The organism is Paenibacillus sp. Soil522 (assembly GCF_001428245.1).
In the GTDB taxonomy this organism is placed as follows: Bacteria; Bacillota; Bacilli; order Paenibacillales; family Paenibacillaceae; genus Pristimantibacillus.
In genome coordinates this window covers 261,589-286,545 of the sequence record NZ_LMRV01000001.1, presented here as the reverse complement: position 1 = coordinate 286,545, position 24,957 = coordinate 261,589, and the positions used below count along the sequence as shown (strand labels likewise).

Genomic DNA, 24,957 nt, shown 5'->3' with positions numbered 1-24,957 from the left:
GCCTATCACCTGTTCCTTTTTCTTTTTCTAGCATAGATGCGGTTGTGCTGCATGCGCCGCTTCCGGTTAACGTCGGCAAATAGCCTTCTCGCCGCCGAATGGCCTGGATCGAGCCGCATCGCTTCACGTGCGTTTATTGCCGCCTTATCGTATTGATGAAGGGCAGCATACAAAACGCCGAGCGTATAAAATGCGTCAAAGCTTAACGGATCAAGTGCGGTTGCCCGGTCGAGCAGCTCCGCCGCTTCAGCCAGCTTTGGCGGTATCTTCGCAAGCAGAAGGTCAGCTTCTGCAAGCAGCAGCTTTGCTTCAACGGTTTGCAAATGATACTTGTATTCCGCATCTTCCGGATCAAGACTAAGAGCTGTCTCGGCATGTTGCTTTGCTTTCGCCCATTTGCCGCTGCGTGCGCATGAAACGGCGCATATATGATAATAAAATGCATTTTCTGGTTCGGCCTCTATCGCTTGCTCGAACCAATATATCGCTTGCTCGAAATCGCTGTTAAAGATGAATTCATAAGCCTTCTTGATGCAGCTCTCTCCATCCATCCGCCCATCCTCCTTGTACACAGGTTGATGGTACAGCATATGTTGGGAGCTTGTTTACAGTTCGGTTATTTTCTTTGTCCACCGATTCGCATCGCGAGTCTGAAACTTATGCATAACCTTATTATGCGCTTCCGTCAAATCAATATTGAGCGAATTAGCGAAGCAAGAGAGAATAAATAAAATATCACCAAGCTCCATTTCAACGGAATTATCTGCTTCATCGGCCTTTTTAGGCTTCTCGCCATAGAAATGATTCACTTCGCGGGCAAGCTCTCCTACTTCCTCCGACATTCTGGCCATTAGGGCAAGCGGGCTGAAGTAGCCTTCTTTAAATTGAGAAATGTAATCATCCACTTCCCGCTGAATATCCGACAATGTTTTTTCCGACATCGAAACATTTCCTTTCTGTCGATAGCTATACCTCCTTATGTTAACGTAAAGGCCCATTTAAAATCAATGTTTTTCGATTGATGGAAATTAGACATACTACATATATGTAATTGGTTTCAACCAGCCTGCTGCATTTGTTGATCCAAGTTCATCATTTCTAAACATAATAGGGAGTGTAACGAAATGGCAAAAATTTTGCTGCAAATGCGTTTGATTATTCCTATTCTGATCGGCACCGCTATATATGCGTTCGGGCTTCATTATTTCGTTATTCCTAATCAGTTAATGGAGGGAGGTGTGACGGGTATTGCCGTACTGCTCAACTATGCGGCTGATTTCCCGCTCTCCATCTCTACATTGGTGTTGAACATTCCCTTGTTTTTTCTCGGATGGAAGACGCTTGGCCGCAGTCAGATGATGTATACGCTTATTGGGATCGTATCGTTATCCGGCTTCCTTGCTCTGATGGAGCATTTGATCGACAGCAAGCTGCTTGTCCCCTTCAAGAGTACAAATGATTATATGCTGGCTGCTCTATACGCAGGAGTTACCTTAGGGACCGGACTTGGAATTGTATTCCGCTTTGGAGGCACTACGGGAGGTGTAGATATTGTCGCCCGTATCGTAGCTCGATCAAGGGGAATAAGCATGGGGCAAATTATTTTGACATTAGACGCCCTTATTATCGGTATTTCGTTGCTGTATATTTCAATCGAAAAGGTGCTTTACACGCTCGTAACGGTATTTATCGCATCGAAATTAATTGATTTCATTCAAGACGGTGCTTATGCGGCCAAAGCCTTTTCCATCATTACCGAGTACGGTGAGGCGATATCCAAAAAAATTACAATAGAGCTTGATCGCGGCGTCACCCTTATACCCGCAAAAGGCGCTTTCTCCGGACAACAAAAAGAAGTCGTCTATTGCGTCGTCCAGCGGCAAGAAATTCGCCGCCTGAAAACGATCGTCCGCAATATCGACCCCCGCGCCTTTATCGTTATTAATGAAGTGCATGACGTTCTAGGGGAAGGCTTTAAGGAAGAATAGCTGCGCTAAGGCAGCGGCTTTACGCCAAACGGATTCGCCTTATATTTTCTCCAGCCTGAATAAGTAAGAATAGCTGAAATAAGGGCTCCTAAAAAGAACGTCCAGCTTAATGGATTAGCGTTTGGAATGGCCGCCGCGGCCGGCAGCACCTCCGCGCTGCCGCTCTGGTCAAATAAACGATCAAGCGACTCCTTTAACGCCTCTAGAGACCGATCAATCATCGCCTCATTCGTAATATTATTTGCATGAGCTTCCAGCAGACGATTTGTATAAACAATCCGTTCCGTCAGCTCTGCTTCACGCATGCTGCCGTAGAGCATGCTTATCGTTGTTTCTATAAGCTCCGCATGCTCCTGCAGGCTCGTCATTGCGCCTCTAGCCGCGATCGCCCCATCATTAGTTTGACGTTTCCAAGCTTTCTCTACACGCGATATATCGTCCAGCATCACACTTTCGTATTGCAGCCATAACGCATGATCAGGTCTAACGAGCGCATCTGCAGCTAATCTAATGCGCGCAGCCTCCATTAACCAGCCTGGAGCAGTTGATCCGCTTAAAAGGTTCTGTTCGATATAATTGGCATCCTGTTCGATAGCCGACCAGCCCTCGCTCTTTCCCGATGAATGCACAAGTCCGCTTTCAACGGCACGCTGCAGCTGCTGGACATGCTGAAAGCCTGCCTGACGATTGCTCGTATAAGCTGCTTCATATAATGAGCTTGCAATATCATCCAATCGCTGTAGTTGAATATATGGATCTGACGATAACAGGTTCGCATACTGGTTAATCGACGCGCCATTGCCCCATACTGACCCAGCATAGCAGATCGTCATGACGATACAAATGACGAATGGAACTATAAATCGTACCTTCATGGACATCCCCCCATAGATCACTCTATGAGGGGATGTCCAGCGTTATACCTTCTTTCTAAAGCGCCATACGAGCAAAGACGCACCTAAGCTAAAGAAGGATAAACCATATGTAAAAGCGCGTACTGCCGTTAAATCATCATCTAACTCATCGGCCAAATACGGAAAGACGCTAAACGTATAATCCACCGTATCATTAAGAAGAAGCCAGCATGTTGCCGCCAAGAGAGAGACAGCGCCAGCCTTCATAAAACGAAAAAAAAGAAGCGCCTCAAAGGCCATTCCCAGATGAGAGGCAATCAGCATGTAATGCTGCCAATGCAAGTCAGCGCCCTGCCACGCACCTGCTACAATCATGGAAACCGCCCAAATGCCGTATTTGACCGAGCACACAACAGCCAATGCTTCTATAATAACGCGTCCAATGGATACCAAGCGATATGGCATATTCGGCGGAAACAATAAATAAAGGAGAGCGATAGTGAAAAACAAGCTTGCCGTCGGGGAATCCGGAACAAAGACGATTTGCCATATCGGGTGATGATTTAGCGTATCTATTAGTTGTCCTTCATACCATATGTACCCATAAATGGTCCCTGCCAAATTAACAAGAAACAGCAGCCATAAAAATGAACGGTTAAGCAAAAATTCGCGGCTCCAGAAAGCAGCGAGCATAATGAACCACTTCTCCTTCGGCATCTCTAATTATACAGCTCTATATTCGAAGAAAAACCTGACCGTGTAATACGATCAGGTTTTGTTAATTTATTCTGTCGCCGCTTTCTGTTTGGACAGCCATGTTGTTAGCTGGTCAATTTCTTCGGCAGATAATTTATCAGCGAATGAAGGCATACCGTTACGACCGTTCGTAACTACCTCTACAAGCTGTTCCTTCGTCATTCTGTCGCCAACACCGACCAAGCCAGGAACAGAGCCTTGGCCTTTCAGGTCAGCAGCATGACAGCTAACGCATTGTGCTTGCTTAGCAATATCCATTGCCGGATCATTCGCATCTACAAGCGCAGCTTCAACTGCCGGCTTCGTATAGTTCGGACGCTCTTGGCCTGCTAAAGCAGCTTCACGAGCCTTTTCCTCACGTTCGTGATGCTCTGGCACTTGACCGTTGATTTCCAATTGATGTGTGTAGTGATCCCAAGAAACAACTGTCAAATACACGCATGCAATAAGCGTTAGTCCCATTAAGGAAGATGCAATTGGACGGCGGTAGAAGCGGCGCTCCTTACCCGTGTCAAGGAATGGAGCAAGCAGCAATGCGCCGAACAATACTCCCGGAACACCAACTGTTCCGAGCAAGATATAATCTTGCGATACGTACGGATATTTCAAAAATTGATACAAGAACAAGAAGTACCAGTCAGGCATCGGTATAAAAGCCGCATTCGTTGGATCTGCGGGATAGCCAAGCGGTGCCGGCTCCGCAATACACCATACTAGAAAACCGACCAGCACGACACAGCCGACCATCCATTCCTTAAGCAGGAAGTTCGGAATAAACGCTTCCGATTTACCCGGGAAGGACGTATAGTCCGGCGGAATGCTAGAAACGTTGCTTTTCTTAACACGCGAGTCGCCTACATAGACAACCTTCTCGTTCGAATTATGACCATGCGCCATAAGTAAGCCCTCCCTTCGCTTAAAGTGGTCCCGAAATACCTTGTTTCCGAATCATGATAAAGTGCGCAGCCAGCATCGCAATCAAAGCGCCAGGCAAGAAGAACACATGGATCGCAAAGAAACGAGTCAGCGTTTGCGCGCCTACGATATCGCCCCCGTATAGGAAAGAAGCGAGATAAGGTCCGATTACCGGTACGGATTCAGCAATTTGGACACCAACTTTAGTTGCGTAGTAAGCTTTGTTATCCCATGGAAGCAGGTAGCCTGTGAACCCAAGGCCTAACATGATGAAGAAAATCAGCATTCCGACAACCCAGTTCATTTCGCGCGGCGCTTTGTAAGAACCGGTAAAAAACACTCGAAGGGTATGTAGGAACATCATTACGATAACTAAGCTTGCCCCAAAATGGTGCATGCCCCGAACGATTTGTCCGAATGCAACCTTATGCTGCAGGTAATCAACGCTCGCATAAGCGTTAATGATGTCCGGAACATAATACATCGTCAAGAACATACCGGATAAAATTTGGATGACTGTGATGAAAAACGTCAAGCCGCCGAAACAGTAAACGAATGCGGAGAAATGATGCGCCGGGTTAACGTGCTCAGGCACTTCGTGGTCAGCTACATCTCTCCATAGCGGCGTAATGTCAAGACGTTCGTCAATCCAGTTGTATACACTTTTAAACATCTGAAATACGCCCTCCTTAACTCGTTCTTGTATTCGGCATTACCGGACCCAAGTATACGAATCCGTTCTCAATCTTCACTTCGTATTCATCCAATGGATTCGGGGCAACTGTAATGTTTTTCCCGTCTTTCGTGTAGCGCGCGTCGTGACAAGGACAATCGTATTCGTTTTGCCCTTTCGTGTTCCAGCCGATCGTGCAGCCTAAGTGCTTGCAAACCGGAGAAAGCGCAAAAATCTTGCCGTTAGCATCCTTCGAAATCCAAGCTGCAAGCTCCGGATCACTCACGTACCAACCATCGATCTGATGAATTTTAAATTTAAATTCTTGCGGCTCGCCCGTAATTTTGCTCTCTTCCACAACTTTTACGTAAGTGCCCTCACCCTTCTTCACTAGGAGTGGGTCCACTGCGAAACGAACCATTGGCAATACCGCTCCACCCATCATAAATGCAGTCGTGCCGCCGAGCGTATATGACAAAAACTGACGTCGGGACATTTCTTTTCGCTGAACCGGTCGATGCGCGGTCTTGTGTTGTTCATGGTTACTCATCTTCTGTTCTAACCCCCTTTGCCAACCATATCTCGCGTCTTGCCGCAGGGCAAAAACACATGACGAACTAGGACATAACTTATAATAGCCTAGGTGCTTGGGAGCGTCAAGAATATGGCTTGATATTTGCATGCTTAACAAAATTCCGTTCAATAATTTGTTATCATTTTGTCACATTTGACCTTGTCTGGCATATGTTTTCCCCAAAATCCGATTATATTATACGACAAAATCATGAAGTTGAAGAAGCTTGTCCGCTCCATAATGCACGGATAGCATCCGATACTTCCGACTGAAGCGGCAAAACACCCTCTGCCCCTGGTTGAAACCATAAATCAACAGCCGGACACTGGACGCTCAAATCCTTATTTGCCGATACGACGATTACATAACGAAAGCCTAATCGTTTTATTGAGGCACACCATTCATTTATATGGCCTGCAAGCTCAACGCTGTTATAGATGTAATGCCAAGCAGGATAGGTGACCACTCGGCCCTTAAACGGGATTTCGATAAAATCCATAATGTCTCTTAACTGCTCAAGCCATTCCGTCGCCTCGTAGGGCTTTACCGCTGAAGATATTCCGGTTACCGGCAGCAGGCAGGTATCCAAATAAGGACTTAATTCATCCCACTGCTCTCTCGTTATTTCACTGAATTTCATCCTATTATTCTCACTCCTTAACATAATCGCAAGCATAGCGGGCATCGCTGCTTCTATGTTAACTCCAATTCGGCTCATTGCCAATTGCTAGAATCAAAAAAAGCCTCCCTGCGCCTGAAACGGACAGCTGCGTCCGTACCAGTCAGGAAAGCCTATTGCGCAGCATCGTCAAACGACAGTTTGAACGACGAACGCTATTTTTTCAATTCGTTTAACTGTTTCGCGAGACGGTAAAACGTATCCTCATCGCCTGCGGCCAGCGCTTTGTCTATTGCCGTATAGATTTGATTGGTTTGAAATTTCAATACCGCATCGTCAAGCACGAATTCTGCGGCCAAACCGAGCATCGCTTCATACGTTACTTTCATTTTGTCCATAGGATACACCTCCAAACCGGCGTTAAGAGATCCTATATTCTATTCCCTTTGTCACGTAGCTCTCCATCGTCTTTCTCATACGCAGTAGATCGTCCTCTGTTAATTCTCTTACGACTTTGGCGGGTGAACCGATAGATAGAGTATAGGGTGGTATTTTTTTATTCTCTGTAACAATCGAACCGGCTCCTATTAAAGCATATTCACCAATGTCTGCGCCGTTAAGTACGATTGCCCCCATTCCAATTAATGTGCCTCTGCCTATGGTACAGCCGTGTATAATTGCGGCGTGACCGATAGACACCTCATCCTCTAATAGTAATGGTTGGTTCAAATTCAAGTGACCGACGACACCATCTTGTATGTTGCAGCTATGTCCAATTTTTATGGGCGCGAGATCTCCGCGCAGCACCGCATTAAACCATACGGTGCTTTTCTCAGCGATGGATACATCACCAATAATTTTTGCGCCATCCGCTATGTATACATCTTCATGAATTTTTGGCATTACGCCCTTGTAAGGGATCAACAACTTTTATCCGCTCCTTATGATCGACCAATAATACTAGGAATGCTGCACCTTACCCATACTCTAGCTTATATTTGATCTTACACCAAGAGCGGAATAAATTAAATTAACGTAATGCTAGAGGACCAGTCTCTTCTAAGCTTATACCCGATACGACTGCCCGTCCCGCCTTCGTCATTCTGACGACGGTCCCGTATAACGGGTGCTCGCCAAGCCTAAGCAGCCCTAAATGAACCATCATCGTCATAATACGCTGCTCTAATATCGTATTTGCGTCATCATAATAGTAAGGCTTAATGAACGGCACGAGCACCTTTCTCAACGATTCTACCGTAACCCATTCTCCCGCCAGCGCATTGATCCAATGCACAAGCGATAATAAATGAGTAATGGGGCCCTTATAAATTTTGAGCCAGAATCGGTAGATGTGCTCCGCTTCACCGGGCGGCCTGCTATGTAAACGCTCCTCGCCTGTCCCCGTAACCGAAAGCACCGCTTGATTCTCGCTAATATACTTATTGAAATAACAATAGTCGTATACAAGCGATAACCGGTTTGGGTATTGGTTGAAATGTCTGCCGTATCCAAAGCGCCAAGCCCCTTTGGCCGGAAGCTCCTCCTGAACGCCAAACTGGTCAAGCAGCTGTAAGATGAACCTTTTGTACATAGAGCCGTCAGCTGTCAGCTGCACTTCATTGTGATAGGTGTAATGCAGCAAATGAGTAATGTCGTCATGAACTAACATTTGCTCATCACGATAAACCGGCGGCTCGTCCGTATACTGCAGGTCAGCTGCAAACCTCTTGGCAAGCGTATCCCGAAAACGGATTTTCAAATCATTTGGCACCTGGAACAAATATCTGCTTGGACCGCTAAATCCGTTAAACAACCAGCCATGATGCTTGAATTTTGCAATCATTTCTCGCGGACTTAGCGGCGTTTCGGCAGCTGCAGCATTTTTTTTCGTTTTTTTTGTTTTTTTTGGCGGATCCGGCTCCGTCTTGACTGCCTCTTCACCGAATCTGCTTTGCTGCACGCGTGCGAGCAAATCCTCCAGGCTAAAGGAGCTGCGCGCTTCGAAGAGTAAAGAATTCAGGAATCGTAAGTCCTCCAGCTTCATGCTGCTTATTTGCGCTTCAAAAACATCGTTTCGACTTACGGTAGAGAGAATGGATTGAATCAAATCGTTTTTGGAATGTCCGTTGCACTCGCACCGGTAAACGTCTGCAATTCTGCTAAGCTGTTGAATGTCCGCATAACCTAGCATATCCGATAAATTCATAGCTCTCCCCCTTTTTACGGAAGCCGTTTTTTGCTGCTAAACGGCCCGCTTCGTAAGTGTATTGTGCAATGGATAAGCGTCAGTTGATATCATTATGGGAAAATATCTATTTTTTTATAACCTAGATTACAAGGAGTTTAATTAAAAAAAAGAGCCCCTCCAGCAACATAATCATGGAGAGACTCTATTATGGTTGTATTTATTGGTTTAAATGTACCGTGCAATTATACAGCTGGGGTTGCCATTTATCGTTACGACGCTCCAAAATCGAGTAAGATAAGTTTGATAAATGCTGGTCCTCAAGCTCCGAACAAAGTTCTGCCAATAACTGCGCGAGAAAGCTTCCATGTGAAATGACGAGCAAATTCCGGCCAGCGTGCACATGCTGCCATTCTTTAAGGGCACTTAAGCCGCGAGCTCGAACGTCTTCATTCGACTCGACTCCTTCGGCAACGTCACGCCACTCTTTTCCCCAGCGCGCATGCCTCTCCTCCTCCATTGTTCCCTCAACCTCGCCAAAGTATCTTTCTCTAAGCCGCGAATCGCTTTCGAGCAGCGGTATGCCCAGCTTCCCGGCAATAATCTGTGCGGTCGCAAAGGCTCTCATAAGGTCACTGGATACGACGGCATCCCAGATACGCTCTTCGCCGCTCAACCGGTTTGCTAATGCAATCGCCTGAGCTTTGCCCTCTTTATTCAGAGGAATATCGGTCTGTCCCTGAATTTTTCCTTCCGCATTCCAATCCGTCTTCCCATGGCGTACTAATCCGATAAGCAAAACTCATCAAGCTCCTTTTCATGATAGATACAACAAAAGCTCCCGAGGGAGCTTTATAGGGCAGCTGCGTCAGCTTCGCGTCCTTGACAGCCAATTCAAAATAAGCAGCGTCATAATAATGCCAAGCAGCGACAATGCCACGTAATATTGAGGGAAGGCCGGCATCACCTTCAGAACGAATGGATCACTAATGCTGGCTACTGGAACTTCTGCATAAAAGCCTGCTGTTATCAATCCTTCACCGGATGCATTTGCCGTATCCATCAGGCCGCTCAGTTCAGCAATTTCCGCTTGCGAGGCACCGTCCTGATTATCAAAAATGAATACAAAAAATGCACTTGCGAACATTGCCATACAGGCTGCAATGATTAACGCAATATTACGGCGAAACGATTTGGAAAACTGATAGCTCTTATGCGGAACGGGCATTAACCAGGATTGCTCGGCATAAATCCGGTCCATTACGCTGCGATTCACATGCTCGGTCGGTCCAAAGCTATCGTCTTCCTCCGAAAGAAAACGAATCATATCGTCGCTCTCTTCCCATAGCCGGAACTCTTCAGCACACGCTGTACACTCATACAGATGAGCATCTATCGCTATCCGATCCTCATCATGCTCAGATAAATCCCAATATTCACAGAATTTGTCTTGTGCATCGTTGCAGTTCATCTCGTATTCATCCCTTCAAATTCTTCAATCAGCGGCGATTGTCCGAAATACGGCTCCAGCTGCGTCTTTACGCTTGCTCTTGCTCGGAAAAGCAGTGATTTAACAGAACTGACCGTTTGTCCTAAAATATTAGCGATTTCTTGATAGTCCAGCTGGTCATATTCCCGAAGAATAAGAGCTGAGCGTTGTTTCTCTGGCAGGTTGTTAATCGCTTCGCGCACCATTGCCATTCTCTCGTTCCGGAGTATATGCTGCTCTGGCAATGCATCAAGCGCTGCAATCGGCTCGAATCCAGATTCATCGAGTGATACATGCGCCGACTTTTGCTTGCGAAGCTCGCTTAGCACTGTATTGCGCGCAATCGTATATAGCCACGTCGAAAAAGACGCATCCAGCTCGCGGAACGAATGGAGGCTGCGATAGGCTTTATAAAAGGTTTCGGAGCATAAATCTTCAGCTAACAGCTCCAGCTTCGCGCTCTTCAGCATATGATAGATGAAAGCTAATATTTTACGTTGATAGCGCCGCATAAGCTCGGAGTACAGCTCGACGTTGCCATCCTTAATCTCACGTATCAATTGGGAATCAGTCATGACAGGCGAACCCCCTCCACCTGCGGATTATTCCCGGATCGCCATACTACATTGTACCGGCCCGGGGACGAAAAGTTGCGGTCTTTATCATAAAAAATTCAAAAAATACGAGTATACTTATAATTCGTGTTTCGAGGGCAAATTCCTTCTTCATTCGACAAAAGGATAAAATACAATATTTTTACAAATGAGAACATGGCTATAAAGCTAAATTGGATGCAGCTATGAATCTGCCTTCAATGAAACAGGCCCGGCTGACTTAGACTGCCAAGCCTTTAAGAGCACAACAGTAACCTTGAGGTAATCTGGTAAACAAAAAGTACCTACTTTTCAAATGTTCTACTTTGATTTATGGTGTAAAGGTGAATTAGCGATGCACTTGAAGCTCGGAATCAACCATTTGGACACTGCCGATGTGTATAGCGATGGGCATTCAGAAAGAATGATCAGTCAATTTTTGCAGGAAATTCCGCGTGACGGCACGATAATACATAAACAAAAAAAATGGCCGGTAAGCGTATTGACCGCTTCTAGCCCCATTCGTTTCCCCATTTCTTCATTTCGTGGATGACTCCGTGAAGGGCATGTCCCTTCTTGGTAAGAGCATACTCGACCGTCATTGGCACGGTTGGATAGGCCGTTCGGGTAATTACTCCGTTATTTTCAAGATGGCGAAGCGTATCGGTCAATGATTTGGAACTGATCCCGCATACAGCCTGCTTTAATTCGCCAAATCTTTTTTTCTCATGAAACATCATTTCCCGGATAACGAGAAAGGACCATTTGCCGCCAACAATATCAAGTGACTTTTCGATCGAACAATATACATCGTTTACTTGATCGTCCGCTTCTTCCATTCCGATCTCTCCTTTGATTTGCTGTTTATTTTATTTATTCATCATCCTTTAATTTTAAAGTTTTATTATACGCTACCTATCAGGCAGCATGTCAACTATTTCAAGGAGGCAAACACTATGAATATTGGATTTATCGGTTGCGGCGTCATTTCGATTGCACATTTGGAAGGACTGGAGGAGTTAAAGAAAGCGAACCAGCAAACATTTGAATTGACGGCCGTTTGCGATTTAAATGAGGATAGAGCAAATACCTTTGCTGCACATGCTGAAGAACGGCTGGGCAAACATCCGGCAGTGTATACGGACTACCAAAAAATGATTAAAGAAGAAAAATTGGATGCAGTATCCGTCTTATTGGATCACGATTTGCATCACATTGTGGCGGAGCACTGTTTCGCGTCCGGCATTCATGTCCAAATGCAAAAGCCGCTCGCCATATCGCCGTTTTATGGACGTAAAATATTGGCGGATGCCAAAAAATACAACAGAGTGCTGACCGTTTCTGAACCGAGCGTGTTGGGTGCGGAAAATGTGGCCATGGCCAGAGCGATTAAAGACGGAATTATTGGTTCCGTAAATATGGTAATGGACTATGCGACGGTCACTTTGAACCGGACTTTTTTTGCAGGTACCGCTTGGCGGCATTTCAAAGGAAGGGCTGGCGCAGGCTGGATTAACGATCACGGCGTACACCGCACGCATATGTTTACGGAAGTGAACGGGCCTATTCATGAAGTGTTTGCTTATGCAGAAATATTTGAAAAAGAACTGAGCGACGGAACTACGACGATTCAACCGACAGGGGAAGATACTAGCGTCACCGTGTTCCGCTTCGATAATGGGGGGCTCGGGCATTGGATGTGCAGCACGGCTGCACATGGGGAAAAAATGAGCGGAGTTTGGATTTATGGCAGCAAAGGCTGTTTTCGTCCCGGGAAACATGCTGCGCTCGAGAATGGTCAGATCATACCGGCCAAGGATTTAATTGCGCAATATGCGCCGGAAGTAGCGGCACATCCGTTTGCCCACTCCTATGTAGAACTGTGGGAAGCAATCGCGGAGCAGAAAGCCCCGATTTCCAGCGGAGAGCGCGGACTTGAAGCCTTAAGTATTGTTTTTACAGCTCTTGAATCGGCATTGATCGGCCTTCCGGTTAAGGTCGAGGATGTGATGAATGGAGTTAGTCACGCATATGAAGATACCGTCATTAAAGAAATGCTAGCTGATCGCAGAGGCTAGAATACAGTGGCATGCGAGCCGAAATAATGCCGCCGGACCGGAAATCGACGAATAGATCATACCTCCTGAAATATAGTTTTTAGTTTTCATTATTTGATTTGAATTGCAGCTTCTGCAGGTAATTCTCTAGATTGTCGAGCCGTTCATCCCAAATATTGCGGTAGGTCTCAAGCCAAGCGTCCAGTGCTTGGAACGGCTCCGAACGGAGATAGTAGTTCCGGCGATTGGCGACGGCCTGCACCTCGACCAGCCCGGCCTCTAACAGGACACGTAGATGCTTCGAGGCTTGAGGCTGGCGCAGCCCAAGCCGATCGGCGATTTCCCCCACAGTCAATGGACCGCCATGCAAGAGCTCTACTATGCGTAAGCGGCTCGGTTCAGCCAGTGCGCTAAATGTCGTTATATCCATAATTCGTATGCTTCATTAATGAATGAATCAGCTTTTATACAGTGTACAGAGCGGGCTGTTTTTCCTGTTCCATTCATATCCGGCCACCTCGTTCCATTTTATTGTTACCGTACTCCTATTTAAAATATACCATTTAGGAAATATTCCTGTAAATGAATATTTGAATACGTATGTATTAGCAAGTTGAAAATAGGCCATCCCAAGGAAGGATGGCCTATACTGACGAGAAACCTCGGCGGTCTGGCTGTCTTGATATGCAGACTTATCGTTTTCTAGTAGTGCAATATTTCTTGCCTAAGTGGGGTGAGTGCATTTGATTCATCTACATACACAAAAGCGTCGTATCGCAGGGCCATAACAGATGGAACATAATTTCCGCGTTCGCGGCGGGGATTGTACACGACACCGATAGCCCGGTGCCCTACCGGTTCTAGGAAAGGCTCTGGGTCTTGGTCAAACAACAGGATTTGGTCGTATGCTCCTGCCTTATGCATCAAATCTTCCCAGCTGCCTGATTGAGCTTCCTGTACCTCCATGGATTGCATTTCACCGCCCCACTGATCAGCTGCAATCACAGTGCCTCGATGTGTTCCGAAACCTACAACATATACTCGATTATTGCCGTATTGCTCGCGAAGCAGCTGTCCAACGTTCACCATCCCATCTGCTTCCATGTCCGTCGCTCTCGCATCGCCGATATGCGTATTATGCTCCCATACAATTGCCTTGGCATCCGGTCCGTGAAATGCTTTAATCCGATTTAGCGCTTCGACCATATGCCTGTCCCGGACGTTCCAGGAATCCGGGCCGCCTTGAACCATCGACCGGTAATATCGTTCGGCGTTCACCGCAACCAGCGCATTCAATTCATCATTTAGAGCTGATTCATCTTCTCCCTTGCTAAGCTGTCGTTTAGCTTGAAGATCGGTCAACAGCTTGACTACCTCTTCCTCGCAGCTTTCAGATAAGAAAGCCGCCGAAACTCCATAAGTTTGAGGATCGCGCTTGTAGGGATCAAAACAGTCAAAAGCCTTTTGTGCAACCTTCAATTCCGGTGATCCCGTTTTCTTCAAATGACTAAGGATTTCATCCATGGACTCCCACAGGCTGTATACGTCGATTCCATAAAAACCGGTCTTTCTTCCAGCAGTATTATTTTTGTTGAAATCATAAAGCCATTCCGCGTAATTCATCACATCGTTATTTGCCCACATCCACGTTGGCCAGCGATTAAAATCTCGGAGAGCATCTCTGACGTTTGCAGCAGAACCAGGGTATTGCTTGATGTAATGGTTCAATGTGTAGCAGGACGGCCAATCCCCTTCCACGGCGATGAAGGAGAAGCTTTTTTCAAGTATCAAGCGCTTTGATAATTCCGCCCGCAACGTATAAAACTCGGAGGTACCGTGCGATGCTTCCCCAAGCAGAACAAAATCAGCATCTCCGACCGCTTGAACGATCATGTCAAGATCGTCTGTGTTTTCGAGCTTAAAAGCGCGCTTCTTTATTTCATCCACTAGTTTCTCGTCATACACTTGCGTTCATTCTCCCTATCTTTTATTTTCAAAGTTCGCCTTTCATTCCGCTATATCCTTGCCTAGACTATCCTTTATTATGTGATCAAGCTGAATAATTAAGCTTTTCATTGGCACACTAACTCGGGAAATTTGTGTACTTCAGGAGGGATTAAATAATGAACATTACTGAAGAAAAACGGCAAGAGCACTCGAGCAAGCTTCGTGTAAAAGATAAAGTTGCTGTCATCACCGGGGCTGGCTCTGGTATTGGACGCGCAGCCGCATTGCTTTTGGCTCAGAACGGAGCCAAAGTATGTCTCATTGATTTAAATAACAACCGTAGTGAGTCTGTGGAGAAACAAATCAATCAAATGGGCGGAGAATCGTTATTTATAGATACGGATGTCTCAGACCCACATCGTTTAAAGCACGCGATTCAGTCTGCTGTTGATCAATGGGGACGTGTGGACATCGTGTTTGCCAATGCCGGCATCAACGGCATCGTATCTCCTATTGAGGACTTAACGCCGGAAGCATGGGATCACACGATGACAACCAATTTAAAGGGGACGTTTCTAACCGTTAAATATGCCATTCCACATATGAAAAAAAACGGTGGAAGCATCATTATAACCAGTTCTATTAATGGCAGCCGTTCTTTCTCCGGGTTCGGCATGACTGCATACAGCACGTCTAAAGCAGGCCAGATTGCATTCGCCAAAATGGCAGCTCTTGAATTGGCAATTTATAAAATTCGGGTTAACGTCATTTGTCCGGGAGCCATTCAAACCAACATCGGCGAAAGCACGAAAGAGACCCCCCAGCTTGATAAAATCAAAATACCGGTTAAATATCCTGAAGGCAGTCAGCCGCTGGAGCATGGACCGGGACAGCCTGAGCAGGTTGCTGATTTGGTTTTATTTCTAGCCTCCCAAGAATCGAGTCATATTTCAGGTACAGAAATATTTATTGACGGCGTGGAATCGCTTTTGTAGAAAATGATCAAGCATTCTCGGTTATGACTTGACGGTATGGTATACACACATAAGATCTCGACCTATTACGAATGATAAAAGGTAGCCTATGGGCTAACAACGATTGCGGAGGAATACAAATGACAACAAGCAGACAACATCAGGAAGCGCATGGGATTGGGCAGATAGAAGAGCAACTAGAGCAGCAAATTAAAGCCGCAACAAAGATACAAGGCGAGAACAAGCTCGATGAGAAAATCAAGGCTGCAGCTCACGAGCATTCGTCGGAAATAGATGAAATTATCAAATAAGCATTGAGCGCCTAAATGGCGCTCTTAGTTTTTTCCATCAATCGAGGATACCAATCGATATGTTCCAATTCTTTTCCATGACGATGGATTTTTTTCTAAAAAAAAACCACCCCGAAGGGTGGCTCGTGCTCATGATGAGCACTATAGGATTTGGATAGGAGTGGAGAGAAACCATACTGTACCTTTATTATATGTATACGCTTCCAAATTGTCAATAAGCGTTTTCATTTTTATTTATAATAATCTGAAAGCGCTTAATAGCAAAAAAACGTACACCCGATTAAAGGTGCACGTCGTAGCCTTTGGCCAAAAGCAAGACAACCGCCTGATCCAAATATTCCTGGCTCCGGAATGAAAGCCTTAGAACGCCCGGCACGTCCTCCCTGCTCTCGATAATGTGAATATTGCTCAGGTTAATCAGGCTATTCCCGAGTTCGCTCGTAATATTACCGATAATACCCGGATGATCCGGTACATCGACGTAGCAATCAAAGGCAGAATGAATCATTCCCTTGCGGCGCTCTGGCATTTTGCTGCGGAATTGTCCCGCCGTTTCGAACGCCTCTGCAATCGCATCACCATCAGAGCTTTCGAGCATGGTGACGAATTTATCCGTTTCCTTGCGCCAATCGCGAAGCAGTTCAAGCAGAACCTTACGATTATTGATTAATATATCACGCCATAAAATCGGATCGCCTGAGGCAATGCGCGTAATATCGCGAAAGCCCCCCGCAGCAAGCGATTCATACAGCTCGTTATTTTCATTATATCCCCGTACCTGATTGACAAGCGAAACGGCAATGATATGCGGCAAATGACTGATCGCTCCCGCTATCTCATCATGCTCCTTCGCGTCTACCCTTACGATATTCGCCTTCGTGTGGCTTAGAAGCTCAACTAAACGTTCAACGTCTTCTTCGGGCGTATGCTCGTCCGGCGTCAATACATAAAATGCGTTCTCGTATAAATGTGAGGATGCGGCTTCAACCCCCGATCGCTCAGAGCCGGCCATCGGATGTCCTCCAATAAACGTAGCTTGGCCAAAATCAAGTGATTTTGCGCAAGCCATAACTGAAGCCTTCGTACTGCCCGCATCGGTTACAATACAGCCGGGCTTTAATTGAAATTGGCTCAGTTTCTCGATATATTCCTCGATATTTCCGACCGGTACGCATACGAAAATAAAATCGGCCTGTTCAGCCGCCTCTTGCATCGACGTTGTCGCATAATCGACAACGCCACGCTGCACGTATTTCTCAATCTGAGAAAGACGATTCGAGTGCCCGATTACGGTAATACCCGGTTTTCCTTTAAAGCAAAGGGCGATCGAACCTCCGATCAGCCCCACCCCAAAAATCGCTACAGTAGTCATAACTTTATCCTTGCACCGCCGATTCCTGCAAAACCTGTTCTAACGCCGCGATAAACTTTTCGTTTTGCTCCCGCGTCCCGATCGTAATCCGAATATGATTTGGGTAATACGTCCAGCGTGGTCTCGAGATGATGCCTCTGCGCAGCAATCCGTCAAACACCTCGGGTGATGAACGCTTCATATCAACCATGATGAAATTTCCATATGCAGGGAAGTAGGATAAGCCCAGGCGATCAAATTGCTCGGACAAATAGATAAGGCCTTGTTTGTTTTGTTCACGGCAGGATTCAATAAAAGCTTTGTCAGCTAATGCCGCTGTCGCTGCTGCTTGTGCTGCACGCGACGTATTGAAAGGCTCACGCACCTGGTTCGTAAAGTGAATAACGTCAGGATGGCCGACGCCATAGCCGATCCGCAGTGCAGCTAAGCCATAAATTTTTGAAAAGGTGCGCAGCACGATTAAATTTCGGTGCTCACGCAGCAATTGAATGCCGTCCGGAAATTCCGGATCATCAATATATTCGCCATAAGCCTCATCGAGCACGACCAGCACATCGGTAGGCACCTGCTTTAGAAAAGCGGACAATTCCGGCAGCGTCACGATCGTCCCTGTCGGATTGTTCGGATTGCAAATCCAGATAATTTTCGTACGGCTGTTCACCTTAGCCAGCATGGCCGGCAAATCATGCTTGCCCTCTTTTAGAGGAACCTCTACGATGCGGGCATTCTCAATCTCTGCATTATGCTTGTATTGGGGAAATGTTTCGTCCGCCATAATCGTCTCGTCCCCGGGAACGATAAACGCTCTATTAATCATTAAAATAATTTCGCTTGAGCCTGTGCCGAATATAACTTGATTCGTGTCTACGCCAAGCTCTTTCGCCAGCGCTGCTGTCAGCTCGACGCTCGCGCCGTCGGGATAAATATTTAAATTACTTAATTCCTCGATTATTGCAGCTTTAACCTGTTCGGAACAGCCGAACGGATTTTCATTAGATGCCAGCTTGATGACTTCCTTTAATCCCAGCTCCCTCTTGACATCTTCAACCGGCTTTCCAGGTTGATAAACGGGAAGGTGGATGATATTACTTTTGGGCTGCATGAGCCGTTCACCTCTTTTAATTGACTAGTCTAATTACTTGAACCATTGTCTCATATCTGTTTAAGGTTTTAAAGTTTTTTTACAAGAGAAGAGCCCCTTGCTCGTTGCAAGAGGCTCTTCTTTCAATAACCATATCATTATCCCTTTAGCTGAGTGACAAAATCACCGATTTGCTTAAGGCCTGCTTCGCGCCCGCTTGGATCCTGCAGCAGCGGAATAACTTCTTCTATCAAACGCACGATGGCGCTGCCTACGATTACACCGTCACACTGCTTTTCAAAGCGAGCCACCTGCTCACGGCTTGAAATACCGAAGCCGACGGCAATCGGCAAATCAGTCGCTTCACGGACCGTGGAAAGAAACTCGTCAATTCCGGTATGAAAGTCAGCTCTGACGCCCGTTACGCCAAGCGATGAGACGCAATAAACGAAGCCTTTTGCCTTGCGTGATATGCGAATAACACGATCCTTTGAGGTAGGAGCAACCAGCGGAATAAGATGGACGTTGGCCGCTTCCGCAAGCTGCCTGACCTCTTCATCCTCTTCAATCGGCAGATCAGGAATAATGAGACCGCTGATGCCTTTGCTCTGTACAAGCTCGAAGAAAGCGTTCAAGCCATACTGATATACCGGATTGTAGTAAGTAAACAAAATAAACGGCATGGTAACTCCTGCTTCACGCGCCTGCTCTGCTACTTGAATACAATCCTTTAAAGTAATGTTGTTATGAAGCAATGCTCGCTCGGAGGCGCGTTGAATGACAGGTCCGTCCGCAAGCGGATCGGAATAAGGTACACCTAGCTCGATCATGTCAGCGCCGGCTTTTTCTAGAGCTTGGATGATCGCGACAGAAGTTTCCAGGTTAGGATCCCCCATCGTAAGAAAAGGAATGAGAGCCGTCTTATTTTCGGCTTTAAGACGTGCAAACGTCGTATCAATGTGATTCATGCTTGTCTACCCCCAAATATCCCATTATCGCCTCAACGTCTTTGTCTCCACGACCGGATAAGCTGACAACGACTACTTTGTCTTTATCAAGCGTCGGCGCAAGCTTGATCGTCTGAGCAATCGCATGCGCAGATTCAAGCGCTGGAATAATGCCTTCCGTGCGGGACAGCAGCTGCAGCGCTTCGAGCGCCTCAGCATCGGTTACAGGCACATAATCAGCACGGCCGGAATCCTTCAGGTAAGCATGCTCCGGTCCGATACCCGGATAATCTAGCCCTGCGGAAATCGAATGCGCCGGTTGAACTTGTCCATGCTCATCCTGCAGCACATAGCTCATTGAGCCTTGGAAAACGCCATGACGTCCTTTGGTCATCGTTGCTGCGTGTTCGATCGTATCCACGCCGCGGCCTGCTGCCTCAACACCAAGCAGCTTCACGCCGTCATCATTGATGAACGGGTAAAATATGCCCATCGCGTTGCTGCCTCCGCCTACAGCTGCCACTACGTAATCCGGCAGCCTGCCTTCTTCCGTCAAAATTTGCTGACGTGCCTCGTCCCCAATAATACGCTGGAAATCACGGACCATCATCGGATATGGATGCGGACCGGTAACCGATCCCAAAATATAATACGTATCCTCAACATGGCTAACCCAGTAACGAAGCGTTTCGTTGCAGGCATCCTTAAGCGTTCTTGTGCCGGACAGAACGGGCACCACTTCGGAGCCGAGCAGCTGCATACGGAATACGTTAAGCTGCTGACGCTTCATATCCTCCTCACCCATAAATACCTTACATTCAAGCCCAAGCAAAGCAGCGATCGTAGCGGATGCTACGCCATGCTGTCCAGCGCCGGTTTCCGCAATGATTTTTGATTTTCCCATACGCTTGGCAAGCACGCCCTGACCAATCGTATTGTTAATTTTATGTGCGCCTGTATGGTTCAGGTCTTCACGTTTTAAGTATATTTTCGCTCCGCCAAGATGCTTGCTTAGACGTTCTGCATAGTACAATGATGTCGGCCGGCCCGAATATTTATGCAATAAATAACGAACCTCGTCTTGAAACGCCTGATCCTTCGAATAATGAAGGTAAGCCTCCTCCAGCTCTATCAATGCGTTCATTAACGTTTCCGGCACATATCTGCCGCCGAATTTTCCAAAGCGTCCATTCTTATCTGGTACTTGTGTCATGCTTCCATCACCCTTCTTACAAATAATCGGATTTTATCAATATCCTTCCGTCCATCCGTCTCGACACCGCTAGATACGTCGATTCCTCCCGGGGCATACGTTCTCAGCAGCTCCTGAACGTTCCCCGCATGCAGTCCGCCTGCTACATAAAGCGTTATGCCAAGCTCCTCAGCCGCTTTTTTATAATCTTCAATCACTTGCCAGTCGAAGGTCTGGCCCGTGCCCCCGCCGGGCGCATCAATGAGCACCGCATCAACGGCAGATTGGTAGGGAGACAGCAGCTCTAAAGCTGAGCTTGAATAAGTCTTTCCGGCATCCCGCTTAACGGAAAATACTTTCCATACTTGTACATTCAGCTTCACGCGGACTTCCAAACAAAACCCAGCTGTTTCATTGCCGTGCAGCTGAACAACGTCAAGCGGAGCTTCGGCTAATATCGCCTGCAGGTTCGCAAACGTTTCGTTGACGAAAACGCCTACTGTCTTAGGACGTATTTCGCCAGCTGTCTTTAAATGAGCGACAGCCTTTATAAGATGCGCCGCAGTCGTTTTATCGACCTGCCGCTTGCTCGGAGCAAAAACGAAGCCGATTTCATGAATCGGCAAGCCGTTCATGGCTTCAATCGTTTGTACATCCTTCAGCCCGCAAATTTTAATACGCAGCAGCTGCTTCATCGAATCCCCGCCGGGCCCATTAGATCGTTAACCGCTTGGCCTACATGCTCATGACGCATAAAATGCTCGCCGATCAGCACGCCGTGTGCGCCAATCGATTGCAAGTAGTCCATGTCCGACTTACCCGCAATGCCGCTTTCGCTAATAATGGTTACGTTTTTCGGTATAAGTCCGATCAGAGCTTCGGTTGTTTTCAAATCCGTAACGAATGATTTCAAATCACGATTATTAATGCCGATCAGTGTTGCTTTGTTAAGCTCTAGCACGCCTTCAAGCTCTTCTTGGTTATGCACCTCGACAAGCACATCCATACCGATAGACTTTGCAAGATCATGAAATTGTCCCAGCTGCGACGGAGTCAAAATAGCCGCAATGAGCAAAATCGCATCAGCCCCGATTAAGCGCGCCTCATAAATTTGACGATGATCGATCGTAAAATCTTTTCTTAAAAGAGGCACCTTAACCGTCTCTCTTACCGCGCTAAGAAACGAATTAGAGCCTTGAAAGTAATCACGGTCTGTCAGTACGGATATGCAATCCGCTCCTGCTGCTTCATAAGCAGCGGCAAGTATCGTCGGTTCAAAATCGGGCCGAATAAGCCCTTTGGAAGGAGATGCTTTTTTCACCTCCGCAATAAGTCCCATACTGCGGTTGCGGCCAGCAGCTGTTAACGCATGCTCAAAGCCTCTGCACGCCTCAAGAGCTCCGATCTGTTTCTCTGCTTCCGCAAGATCAAAGCGGGCAGCAAGCTCTTCAACCTCCGCCTGTTTCGTTGCTACAATTTTATCCAGAAACATGTGCCAACTCTCCTGTCGTTTGAATAAGGCTGACGAGCTTCCGCTGCGCCTCGCCGGAATCGATAACCTTGGCCGCTATCTGCACGCCCTCGCTAAGCGATTCTGCCAGACCGCCTACGTAGATGCATGCGCCGGCATTCGCAAGCACGATATCGCGATAAGCTCCGCGCTGCTCTCCTGAGAAGATCCCGCGAATAAGCGCTGCGTTCACTTCCGGCTCACCGCCCATCACCTCTGAGATCGGCCAGCGTGTAAGCCCAAGCTCCTCGGGCGTTATATTGTAGGTTGTAACTTTCCCGTCAAGCAGCTCCGAAATTTGGGTTGGAGCAGAAATACTAATTTCATCCAGCCCGTCGTGGCTGCTCACAACGAGTGCCCGCTTTAAGCCGAGCTCCCCCAGCACCTCAGCTACGGTCGAGGTCCGGGCCCGGTCATACAAGCCTAGCAGCTGTCTATCTGCCCCTGCCGGATTCGTAAGCGGTCCAAGCATGTTAAAAATAGTCCGAATGCCAAGCTCGCGGCGCGGAACGGCCGCATGCCGCAGCGATGGATGATAAAGCTGCGCGAACATGAAGCAAATACCAATTTCCTCCAAGCATTGCGCTGCTTGCTCCGGCGTAATTGTAATTTGCACGCCAAGCTCCTCCAGCACGTCGGCACTGCCTGTCTTCCCTGACATCGCACGGTTGCCATGCTTGGCAACCCGAATGCCGGCAGCCGCAGCGATGATGGAGGAAGCCGTAGAGATGTTGAATTTATGAATGCCCGATCCGCCGGTTCCGCACGTATCCAGCAAGCCCTCCTGTTCCGTATGGAGGTGGCTCGAATGCGCGCGCATCGCCTCGGCGAACCCGGTAATTTCATCCTTAGTCTCGCCTTTCATCCGCATGGCGGTTACAACTCCAGCGATTTGTGCCGCCGTAGCTTCGCCGCTCATGATGATGTTCATGACCGCATTTGCCTGCGCTCTCGTGAGATCAGAGCCGCCAATAAGCTGGCTTAGCGCTTGCTGCATAGTAATCGCTTCAGTTCCCTGCATTATTGACCAAGCCCCTCTCCAGCCTTGACGTAATAATCCATATTAATGGAGTTGAAGCTGTCTTGCGGACTCTTCGGCTGCGCGAAGATCGCTTCCGCTGCTCGAATCGCCTTAAGCATGCCCTTGGCCTTATTTACCGTCTCTAAATATTCGCTCTCCGGCACGGAATCCCATACGATACCCGCACCGGCTTGTACATAGGCTTTGCCGTGCTTGAAAATAATGGTCCGGATCGTAATGCATGTATCCATGGAGCCGCCGAAACCTAAGTATCCGATGGCGCCTGCGTAAGCGCCGCGCGCTTCATTTTCCAGCTCCGCGATAATTTCCATCGCTCTCAGCTTAGGTGCGCCCGAGACAGTGCCCGCCGGCAGACAAGATACGAAAGCATCGAAGAAATCCTTGTCCTTATGAAGCTTACCGGAAACGTTAGATACGATATGCATGACATGGGAATATCGCTCGATTTCCATAAATGAATCGCATTTTACCGTTCCGAACTCGGACACGCGTCCGATATCATTGCGTCCAAGGTCAACAAGCATCAAATGCTCAGCACGTTCCTTCTCATCGGCAAGCAGCTCAAGCTCAAGCGCTTTATCCTCTTCAGCCGTTTTGCCGCGCGGCCTTGTGCCTGCAATTGGCCTTGTCTCGACGCGATCGCCGTTTACTTTCACAAGCGCTTCCGGCGACGTCCCGACAATGACCTCTTCGCCCATTTTCAAATAATACATATACGGGGATGGATTCATCGTCCGGAGCACCCGGTACACATGCAGCGGATCGATATCCGTATCGATGTTGAAGCGCTGTGACAGCACCACCTGGAATATGTCTCCTGCGCGAATGTACTGCTTCGCCTGCTCAATATTAGAAATGAACTGCTCCTTCGTTACATTCGATTGGATATCTCCCAGCTCGTAATCCACCTGAATGGATCCGCCGGCCGTTACGGGAATTGTCACAGGCTGCTGTAACCGTTCAATCGTCGCTTCGATTTTGGCAACCGCCGCTTCGTAGCTTTTAGCGATTTCCTTATCCGTAGCACCCTCGGCAATATGAACGTTACCGACAATTTGCAGCTGCTGCTTGAAATGGTCGAACACGATAACTTGATCGCAGAACATAAATTGCATGTCGTTCATGTTCAAATCGTCAATTCTGTGCGCGGGAAGCTTCTCGTAATATTGCAGCAAATCATAACCGAAAAATCCGATAGCGCCGCCTGTGAAGGGAGGCAGCTCTGGAAGCGACGGGCTGCGGAAGGAACGCAAATGAGCCTTTAGAAGCTCGATCGGCTTATCTTTAAGCACATGCTTCTCTCCGCTACGTTCAAGCACCATCTCGCCGTTTTTACCGTAAAGCATCATGAACGGATCTGTTCCGATAAACGAATAACGCGCCCATTTCGCTCCACCCTCGACGCTCTCCAGCAGAAAGGCGTGATTCTCCTTTGCAAAATGCTGGAATAACCGTATTGGTGTTTCAGTATCCGCCATCATGTAGCGAACGATCGGAATTAAATTGTATTGACTGGCAAGACGTGTAACATGCTGCAGCTCATTTGACATCCCGAACAACCTCCCTGTGTAATAATCATTTCTATCCATATGAACAAAAAAAGCTCCTGCAAAAGCAGGAGCGTTGGTTTAGATGATGACGGAAGTGTGTTAGCGGAAAAAGACATAATTGTAGGTACGGAGAAACAGCGCTTTTACCATCCTCCGCACCTATGCGCGTAAGAAAAGTTCAGCTCCTTCTGTAAAACCCGTACAAATTACTGCCTTACTCTGCTTCTCTCAACTAGTCTCGACTCATCTCAACTCAGCTCATAAACCTGCTCTGCTCTCTCACTTACGTTACTAAATATACAACAACGAACACCCGTGCGTCAACAAA

The 24,957-nt window shown here is 47.3% G+C and carries 30 protein-coding genes; 5 read left to right on the top strand and 25 right to left on the bottom strand.

Annotated elements, in window-relative coordinates; translation table 11 throughout:
• Positions 1 to 5: 5 nt before the first annotated feature.
• Positions 6 to 551 carry a tetratricopeptide repeat protein gene (locus ASG81_RS01470; RefSeq protein ID WP_056628068.1) on the bottom strand — a complete coding sequence of 182 codons (546 nt, stop codon included), beginning with the start codon at positions 549 to 551 and terminating at the stop codon, positions 6 to 8.
• A 54-nt stretch (positions 552 to 605) separates the two neighbouring features.
• Positions 606 to 941 carry a nucleotide pyrophosphohydrolase gene (locus ASG81_RS01465; RefSeq protein ID WP_056628050.1) on the bottom strand — a complete coding sequence of 112 codons (336 nt, stop codon included), beginning with the start codon at positions 939 to 941 and terminating at the stop codon, positions 606 to 608.
• A gap of 183 nt (positions 942 to 1,124) precedes the next feature.
• Between ASG81_RS01465 and ASG81_RS01460 the strand changes: the two genes are divergently transcribed.
• The gene (locus ASG81_RS01460; protein WP_056628047.1) at positions 1,125 to 1,988 is read left to right on the top strand and encodes a YitT family protein; all 864 of its coding nucleotides are present in this window, start codon (positions 1,125 to 1,127) and stop codon (positions 1,986 to 1,988) included.
• 5 nt (positions 1,989 to 1,993) lie between these two features.
• Here the strand turns inward: ASG81_RS01460 and ASG81_RS01455 are convergent, their stop codons facing one another.
• The 12 genes from ASG81_RS01455 to ASG81_RS01400 all read right to left on the bottom strand — a co-directional run bounded on the left by ASG81_RS01455 (position 1,994) and on the right by ASG81_RS01400 (position 10,628).
• Positions 1,994 to 2,863: a sporulation protein YpjB gene (locus ASG81_RS01455; RefSeq protein WP_056628044.1), complete on the bottom strand. Its 870-nt coding sequence runs from the start codon at positions 2,861 to 2,863 to the stop codon at positions 1,994 to 1,996.
• Between the two features lie 42 nt (positions 2,864 to 2,905).
• Positions 2,906 to 3,538 (bottom strand): DUF1405 domain-containing protein, encoded by a 633-nt coding sequence (locus ASG81_RS01450; protein ID WP_056628333.1) that lies wholly within the window; start codon positions 3,536 to 3,538, stop codon positions 2,906 to 2,908.
• A gap of 87 nt (positions 3,539 to 3,625) precedes the next feature.
• Positions 3,626 to 4,495: a menaquinol-cytochrome c reductase cytochrome b/c subunit gene (locus tag ASG81_RS01445; protein WP_056628041.1), complete on the bottom strand. Its 870-nt coding sequence runs from the start codon at positions 4,493 to 4,495 to the stop codon at positions 3,626 to 3,628.
• A 19-nt stretch (positions 4,496 to 4,514) separates the two neighbouring features.
• Positions 4,515 to 5,186, bottom strand: coding sequence for a menaquinol-cytochrome c reductase cytochrome b subunit (qcrB, locus tag ASG81_RS01440; protein ID WP_053376377.1), 672 nt, complete (start codon positions 5,184 to 5,186; stop codon positions 4,515 to 4,517).
• A 16-nt stretch (positions 5,187 to 5,202) separates the two neighbouring features.
• Complete coding sequence (locus ASG81_RS01435) at positions 5,203 to 5,736, bottom strand: QcrA and Rieske domain-containing protein (protein ID WP_056628038.1); 534 nt, start codon at positions 5,734 to 5,736, stop codon at positions 5,203 to 5,205.
• A gap of 232 nt (positions 5,737 to 5,968) precedes the next feature.
• A complete protein-coding gene (locus ASG81_RS01430) occupies positions 5,969 to 6,400 on the bottom strand; it encodes a DUF2487 family protein (RefSeq protein WP_056628036.1) in 432 nt (143 codons plus the stop codon).
• Positions 6,401 to 6,594: 194 nt separating this feature from the next.
• Positions 6,595 to 6,777, bottom strand: a complete 183-nt coding sequence (locus tag ASG81_RS01425; protein WP_056628033.1) for an IDEAL domain-containing protein — start codon at positions 6,775 to 6,777, stop codon at positions 6,595 to 6,597.
• 22 nt (positions 6,778 to 6,799) lie between these two features.
• Complete coding sequence (locus ASG81_RS01420) at positions 6,800 to 7,306, bottom strand: gamma carbonic anhydrase family protein (protein ID WP_056628030.1); 507 nt, start codon at positions 7,304 to 7,306, stop codon at positions 6,800 to 6,802.
• A 103-nt stretch (positions 7,307 to 7,409) separates the two neighbouring features.
• Positions 7,410 to 8,585, bottom strand: a complete 1,176-nt coding sequence (locus ASG81_RS01415; RefSeq protein WP_056628027.1) for a hypothetical protein — start codon at positions 8,583 to 8,585, stop codon at positions 7,410 to 7,412.
• 199 nt (positions 8,586 to 8,784) lie between these two features.
• Positions 8,785 to 9,363: a histidine phosphatase family protein gene (locus ASG81_RS01410; protein WP_056628024.1), complete on the bottom strand. Its 579-nt coding sequence runs from the start codon at positions 9,361 to 9,363 to the stop codon at positions 8,785 to 8,787.
• A gap of 69 nt (positions 9,364 to 9,432) precedes the next feature.
• Positions 9,433 to 10,035 carry a hypothetical protein gene (locus ASG81_RS01405; protein WP_056628021.1) on the bottom strand — a complete coding sequence of 201 codons (603 nt, stop codon included), beginning with the start codon at positions 10,033 to 10,035 and terminating at the stop codon, positions 9,433 to 9,435.
• Positions 10,032 to 10,628, bottom strand: a complete 597-nt coding sequence (locus tag ASG81_RS01400; protein WP_056628019.1) for an RNA polymerase sigma factor — start codon at positions 10,626 to 10,628, stop codon at positions 10,032 to 10,034. The genes ASG81_RS01405 and ASG81_RS01400 overlap by 4 nt, the downstream gene beginning before the upstream one ends.
• 334 nt (positions 10,629 to 10,962) lie before the next feature.
• Here ASG81_RS01400 and ASG81_RS33775 point away from each other — a divergent pair, with 334 nt between their 5' ends.
• Positions 10,963 to 11,199 (top strand): aldo/keto reductase, encoded by a 237-nt coding sequence (locus ASG81_RS33775; RefSeq protein WP_155971063.1) that lies wholly within the window; start codon positions 10,963 to 10,965, stop codon positions 11,197 to 11,199.
• Here ASG81_RS33775 and ASG81_RS01395 read toward each other — a convergent pair.
• Entirely contained in the window at positions 11,159 to 11,485 is a 327-nt protein-coding gene (locus tag ASG81_RS01395) for a winged helix-turn-helix transcriptional regulator (RefSeq protein ID WP_056628015.1), read from the bottom strand. The two genes, ASG81_RS33775 and ASG81_RS01395, sit on opposite strands and share 41 nt — an antisense overlap.
• Positions 11,486 to 11,602: 117 nt before the next feature.
• Here ASG81_RS01395 and ASG81_RS01390 point away from each other — a divergent pair, with 117 nt between their 5' ends.
• Positions 11,603 to 12,724, top strand: a complete 1,122-nt coding sequence (locus ASG81_RS01390; RefSeq protein WP_056628012.1) for a Gfo/Idh/MocA family protein — start codon at positions 11,603 to 11,605, stop codon at positions 12,722 to 12,724.
• A gap of 79 nt (positions 12,725 to 12,803) precedes the next feature.
• Here ASG81_RS01390 and ASG81_RS01385 read toward each other — a convergent pair whose 3' ends face one another.
• Positions 12,804 to 13,133, bottom strand: a complete 330-nt coding sequence (locus ASG81_RS01385) for an ArsR/SmtB family transcription factor (protein WP_056628008.1) — start codon at positions 13,131 to 13,133, stop codon at positions 12,804 to 12,806.
• Positions 13,134 to 13,405: 272 nt separating this feature from the next.
• Positions 13,406 to 14,668, bottom strand: a complete 1,263-nt coding sequence (locus ASG81_RS01380; protein WP_056628005.1) for an erythromycin esterase family protein — start codon at positions 14,666 to 14,668, stop codon at positions 13,406 to 13,408.
• A gap of 158 nt (positions 14,669 to 14,826) precedes the next feature.
• Between ASG81_RS01380 and ASG81_RS01375 the strand changes: the two genes are divergently transcribed.
• A complete protein-coding gene (locus ASG81_RS01375) occupies positions 14,827 to 15,645 on the top strand; it encodes an SDR family oxidoreductase (RefSeq protein ID WP_056628001.1) in 819 nt (272 codons plus the stop codon).
• Positions 15,646 to 15,764: 119 nt separating this feature from the next.
• Positions 15,765 to 15,935, top strand: coding sequence for a hypothetical protein (locus ASG81_RS31790; RefSeq protein ID WP_200961399.1), 171 nt, complete (start codon positions 15,765 to 15,767; stop codon positions 15,933 to 15,935).
• Between the two features lie 280 nt (positions 15,936 to 16,215).
• Here the strand turns inward: ASG81_RS31790 and ASG81_RS01370 are convergent, their stop codons facing one another.
• The 8 genes from ASG81_RS01370 to trpE all read right to left on the bottom strand — a co-directional run bounded on the left by ASG81_RS01370 (position 16,216) and on the right by trpE (position 24,629).
• On the bottom strand, positions 16,216 to 17,307 hold the full coding sequence (locus ASG81_RS01370; protein WP_056627998.1) for a prephenate dehydrogenase: 1,092 nt from the start codon (positions 17,305 to 17,307) through the stop codon (positions 16,216 to 16,218).
• A 4-nt stretch (positions 17,308 to 17,311) separates the two neighbouring features.
• On the bottom strand, positions 17,312 to 18,409 hold the full coding sequence (hisC, locus tag ASG81_RS01365; RefSeq protein ID WP_056627995.1) for a histidinol-phosphate transaminase: 1,098 nt from the start codon (positions 18,407 to 18,409) through the stop codon (positions 17,312 to 17,314).
• Between the two features lie 137 nt (positions 18,410 to 18,546).
• Positions 18,547 to 19,356, bottom strand: a complete 810-nt coding sequence (gene trpA / locus ASG81_RS01360) for a tryptophan synthase subunit alpha (RefSeq protein WP_056627993.1) — start codon at positions 19,354 to 19,356, stop codon at positions 18,547 to 18,549.
• Entirely contained in the window at positions 19,343 to 20,548 is a 1,206-nt protein-coding gene (trpB, locus tag ASG81_RS01355) for a tryptophan synthase subunit beta (protein WP_056627990.1), read from the bottom strand. Before trpB ends, trpA begins: the two co-directional genes overlap by 14 nt.
• Entirely contained in the window at positions 20,545 to 21,222 is a 678-nt protein-coding gene (locus tag ASG81_RS01350) for a phosphoribosylanthranilate isomerase (protein WP_056627987.1), read from the bottom strand. Before ASG81_RS01350 ends, trpB begins: the two co-directional genes overlap by 4 nt.
• Positions 21,219 to 22,019 (bottom strand): indole-3-glycerol phosphate synthase TrpC, encoded by an 801-nt coding sequence (trpC, locus tag ASG81_RS01345; RefSeq protein WP_056627983.1) that lies wholly within the window; start codon positions 22,017 to 22,019, stop codon positions 21,219 to 21,221. The genes ASG81_RS01350 and trpC overlap by 4 nt, the downstream gene beginning before the upstream one ends.
• Complete coding sequence (trpD, locus tag ASG81_RS01340; protein ID WP_056627979.1) at positions 22,006 to 23,058, bottom strand: anthranilate phosphoribosyltransferase; 1,053 nt, start codon at positions 23,056 to 23,058, stop codon at positions 22,006 to 22,008. Before trpD ends, trpC begins: the two co-directional genes overlap by 14 nt.
• A complete protein-coding gene (gene trpE / locus ASG81_RS01335; protein WP_056627975.1) occupies positions 23,058 to 24,629 on the bottom strand; it encodes an anthranilate synthase component I in 1,572 nt (523 codons plus the stop codon). Before trpE ends, trpD begins: the two co-directional genes overlap by 1 nt.
• Positions 24,630 to 24,957 lie beyond the last annotated feature (328 nt).

Bases quoted from the DNA above. Each gene is read 5' to 3' on its own strand.
- ASG81_RS01470 (WP_056628068.1), bottom strand. From the start codon at position 551: ATGGATGGAGAGAGCTGCATCAAGAAGGCTTATGAATTCATCTTTAAC.
- ASG81_RS01465 (WP_056628050.1), bottom strand. From the start codon at position 941: ATGTCGGAAAAAACATTGTCGGATATTCAGCGGGAAGTGGATGATTAC.
- ASG81_RS01460 (WP_056628047.1), top strand. From the start codon at position 1,125: ATGGCAAAAATTTTGCTGCAAATGCGTTTGATTATTCCTATTCTGATC.
- ASG81_RS01455 (WP_056628044.1), bottom strand. From the start codon at position 2,863: ATGAAGGTACGATTTATAGTTCCATTCGTCATTTGTATCGTCATGACG.
- ASG81_RS01445 (WP_056628041.1), bottom strand. From the start codon at position 4,495: ATGGCGCATGGTCATAATTCGAACGAGAAGGTTGTCTATGTAGGCGAC.
- qcrB (WP_053376377.1), bottom strand. From the start codon at position 5,186: ATGTTTAAAAGTGTATACAACTGGATTGACGAACGTCTTGACATTACG.
- ASG81_RS01435 (WP_056628038.1), bottom strand. From the start codon at position 5,736: ATGAGTAACCATGAACAACACAAGACCGCGCATCGACCGGTTCAGCGA.
- ASG81_RS01430 (WP_056628036.1), bottom strand. From the start codon at position 6,400: ATGAAATTCAGTGAAATAACGAGAGAGCAGTGGGATGAATTAAGTCCT.
- ASG81_RS01425 (WP_056628033.1), bottom strand. From the start codon at position 6,777: ATGGACAAAATGAAAGTAACGTATGAAGCGATGCTCGGTTTGGCCGCA.
- ASG81_RS01415 (WP_056628027.1), bottom strand. From the start codon at position 8,585: ATGAATTTATCGGATATGCTAGGTTATGCGGACATTCAACAGCTTAGC.
- ASG81_RS01405 (WP_056628021.1), bottom strand. From the start codon at position 10,035: ATGAACTGCAACGATGCACAAGACAAATTCTGTGAATATTGGGATTTA.
- ASG81_RS01400 (WP_056628019.1), bottom strand. From the start codon at position 10,628: ATGACTGATTCCCAATTGATACGTGAGATTAAGGATGGCAACGTCGAG.
- ASG81_RS33775 (WP_155971063.1), top strand. From the start codon at position 10,963: ATGTTCTACTTTGATTTATGGTGTAAAGGTGAATTAGCGATGCACTTG.
- ASG81_RS01395 (WP_056628015.1), bottom strand. From the start codon at position 11,485: ATGGAAGAAGCGGACGATCAAGTAAACGATGTATATTGTTCGATCGAA.
- ASG81_RS01390 (WP_056628012.1), top strand. From the start codon at position 11,603: ATGAATATTGGATTTATCGGTTGCGGCGTCATTTCGATTGCACATTTG.
- ASG81_RS01385 (WP_056628008.1), bottom strand. From the start codon at position 13,133: ATGGATATAACGACATTTAGCGCACTGGCTGAACCGAGCCGCTTACGC.
- ASG81_RS01375 (WP_056628001.1), top strand. From the start codon at position 14,827: ATGAACATTACTGAAGAAAAACGGCAAGAGCACTCGAGCAAGCTTCGT.
- ASG81_RS31790 (WP_200961399.1), top strand. From the start codon at position 15,765: ATGACAACAAGCAGACAACATCAGGAAGCGCATGGGATTGGGCAGATA.
- ASG81_RS01370 (WP_056627998.1), bottom strand. From the start codon at position 17,307: ATGACTACTGTAGCGATTTTTGGGGTGGGGCTGATCGGAGGTTCGATC.
- hisC (WP_056627995.1), bottom strand. From the start codon at position 18,409: ATGCAGCCCAAAAGTAATATCATCCACCTTCCCGTTTATCAACCTGGA.
- trpA (WP_056627993.1), bottom strand. From the start codon at position 19,356: ATGAATCACATTGATACGACGTTTGCACGTCTTAAAGCCGAAAATAAG.
- trpB (WP_056627990.1), bottom strand. From the start codon at position 20,548: ATGACACAAGTACCAGATAAGAATGGACGCTTTGGAAAATTCGGCGGC.
- ASG81_RS01350 (WP_056627987.1), bottom strand. From the start codon at position 21,222: ATGAAGCAGCTGCTGCGTATTAAAATTTGCGGGCTGAAGGATGTACAA.
- trpC (WP_056627983.1), bottom strand. From the start codon at position 22,019: ATGTTTCTGGATAAAATTGTAGCAACGAAACAGGCGGAGGTTGAAGAG.
- trpD (WP_056627979.1), bottom strand. From the start codon at position 23,058: ATGCAGGGAACTGAAGCGATTACTATGCAGCAAGCGCTAAGCCAGCTT.
- trpE (WP_056627975.1), bottom strand. From the start codon at position 24,629: ATGTCAAATGAGCTGCAGCATGTTACACGTCTTGCCAGTCAATACAAT.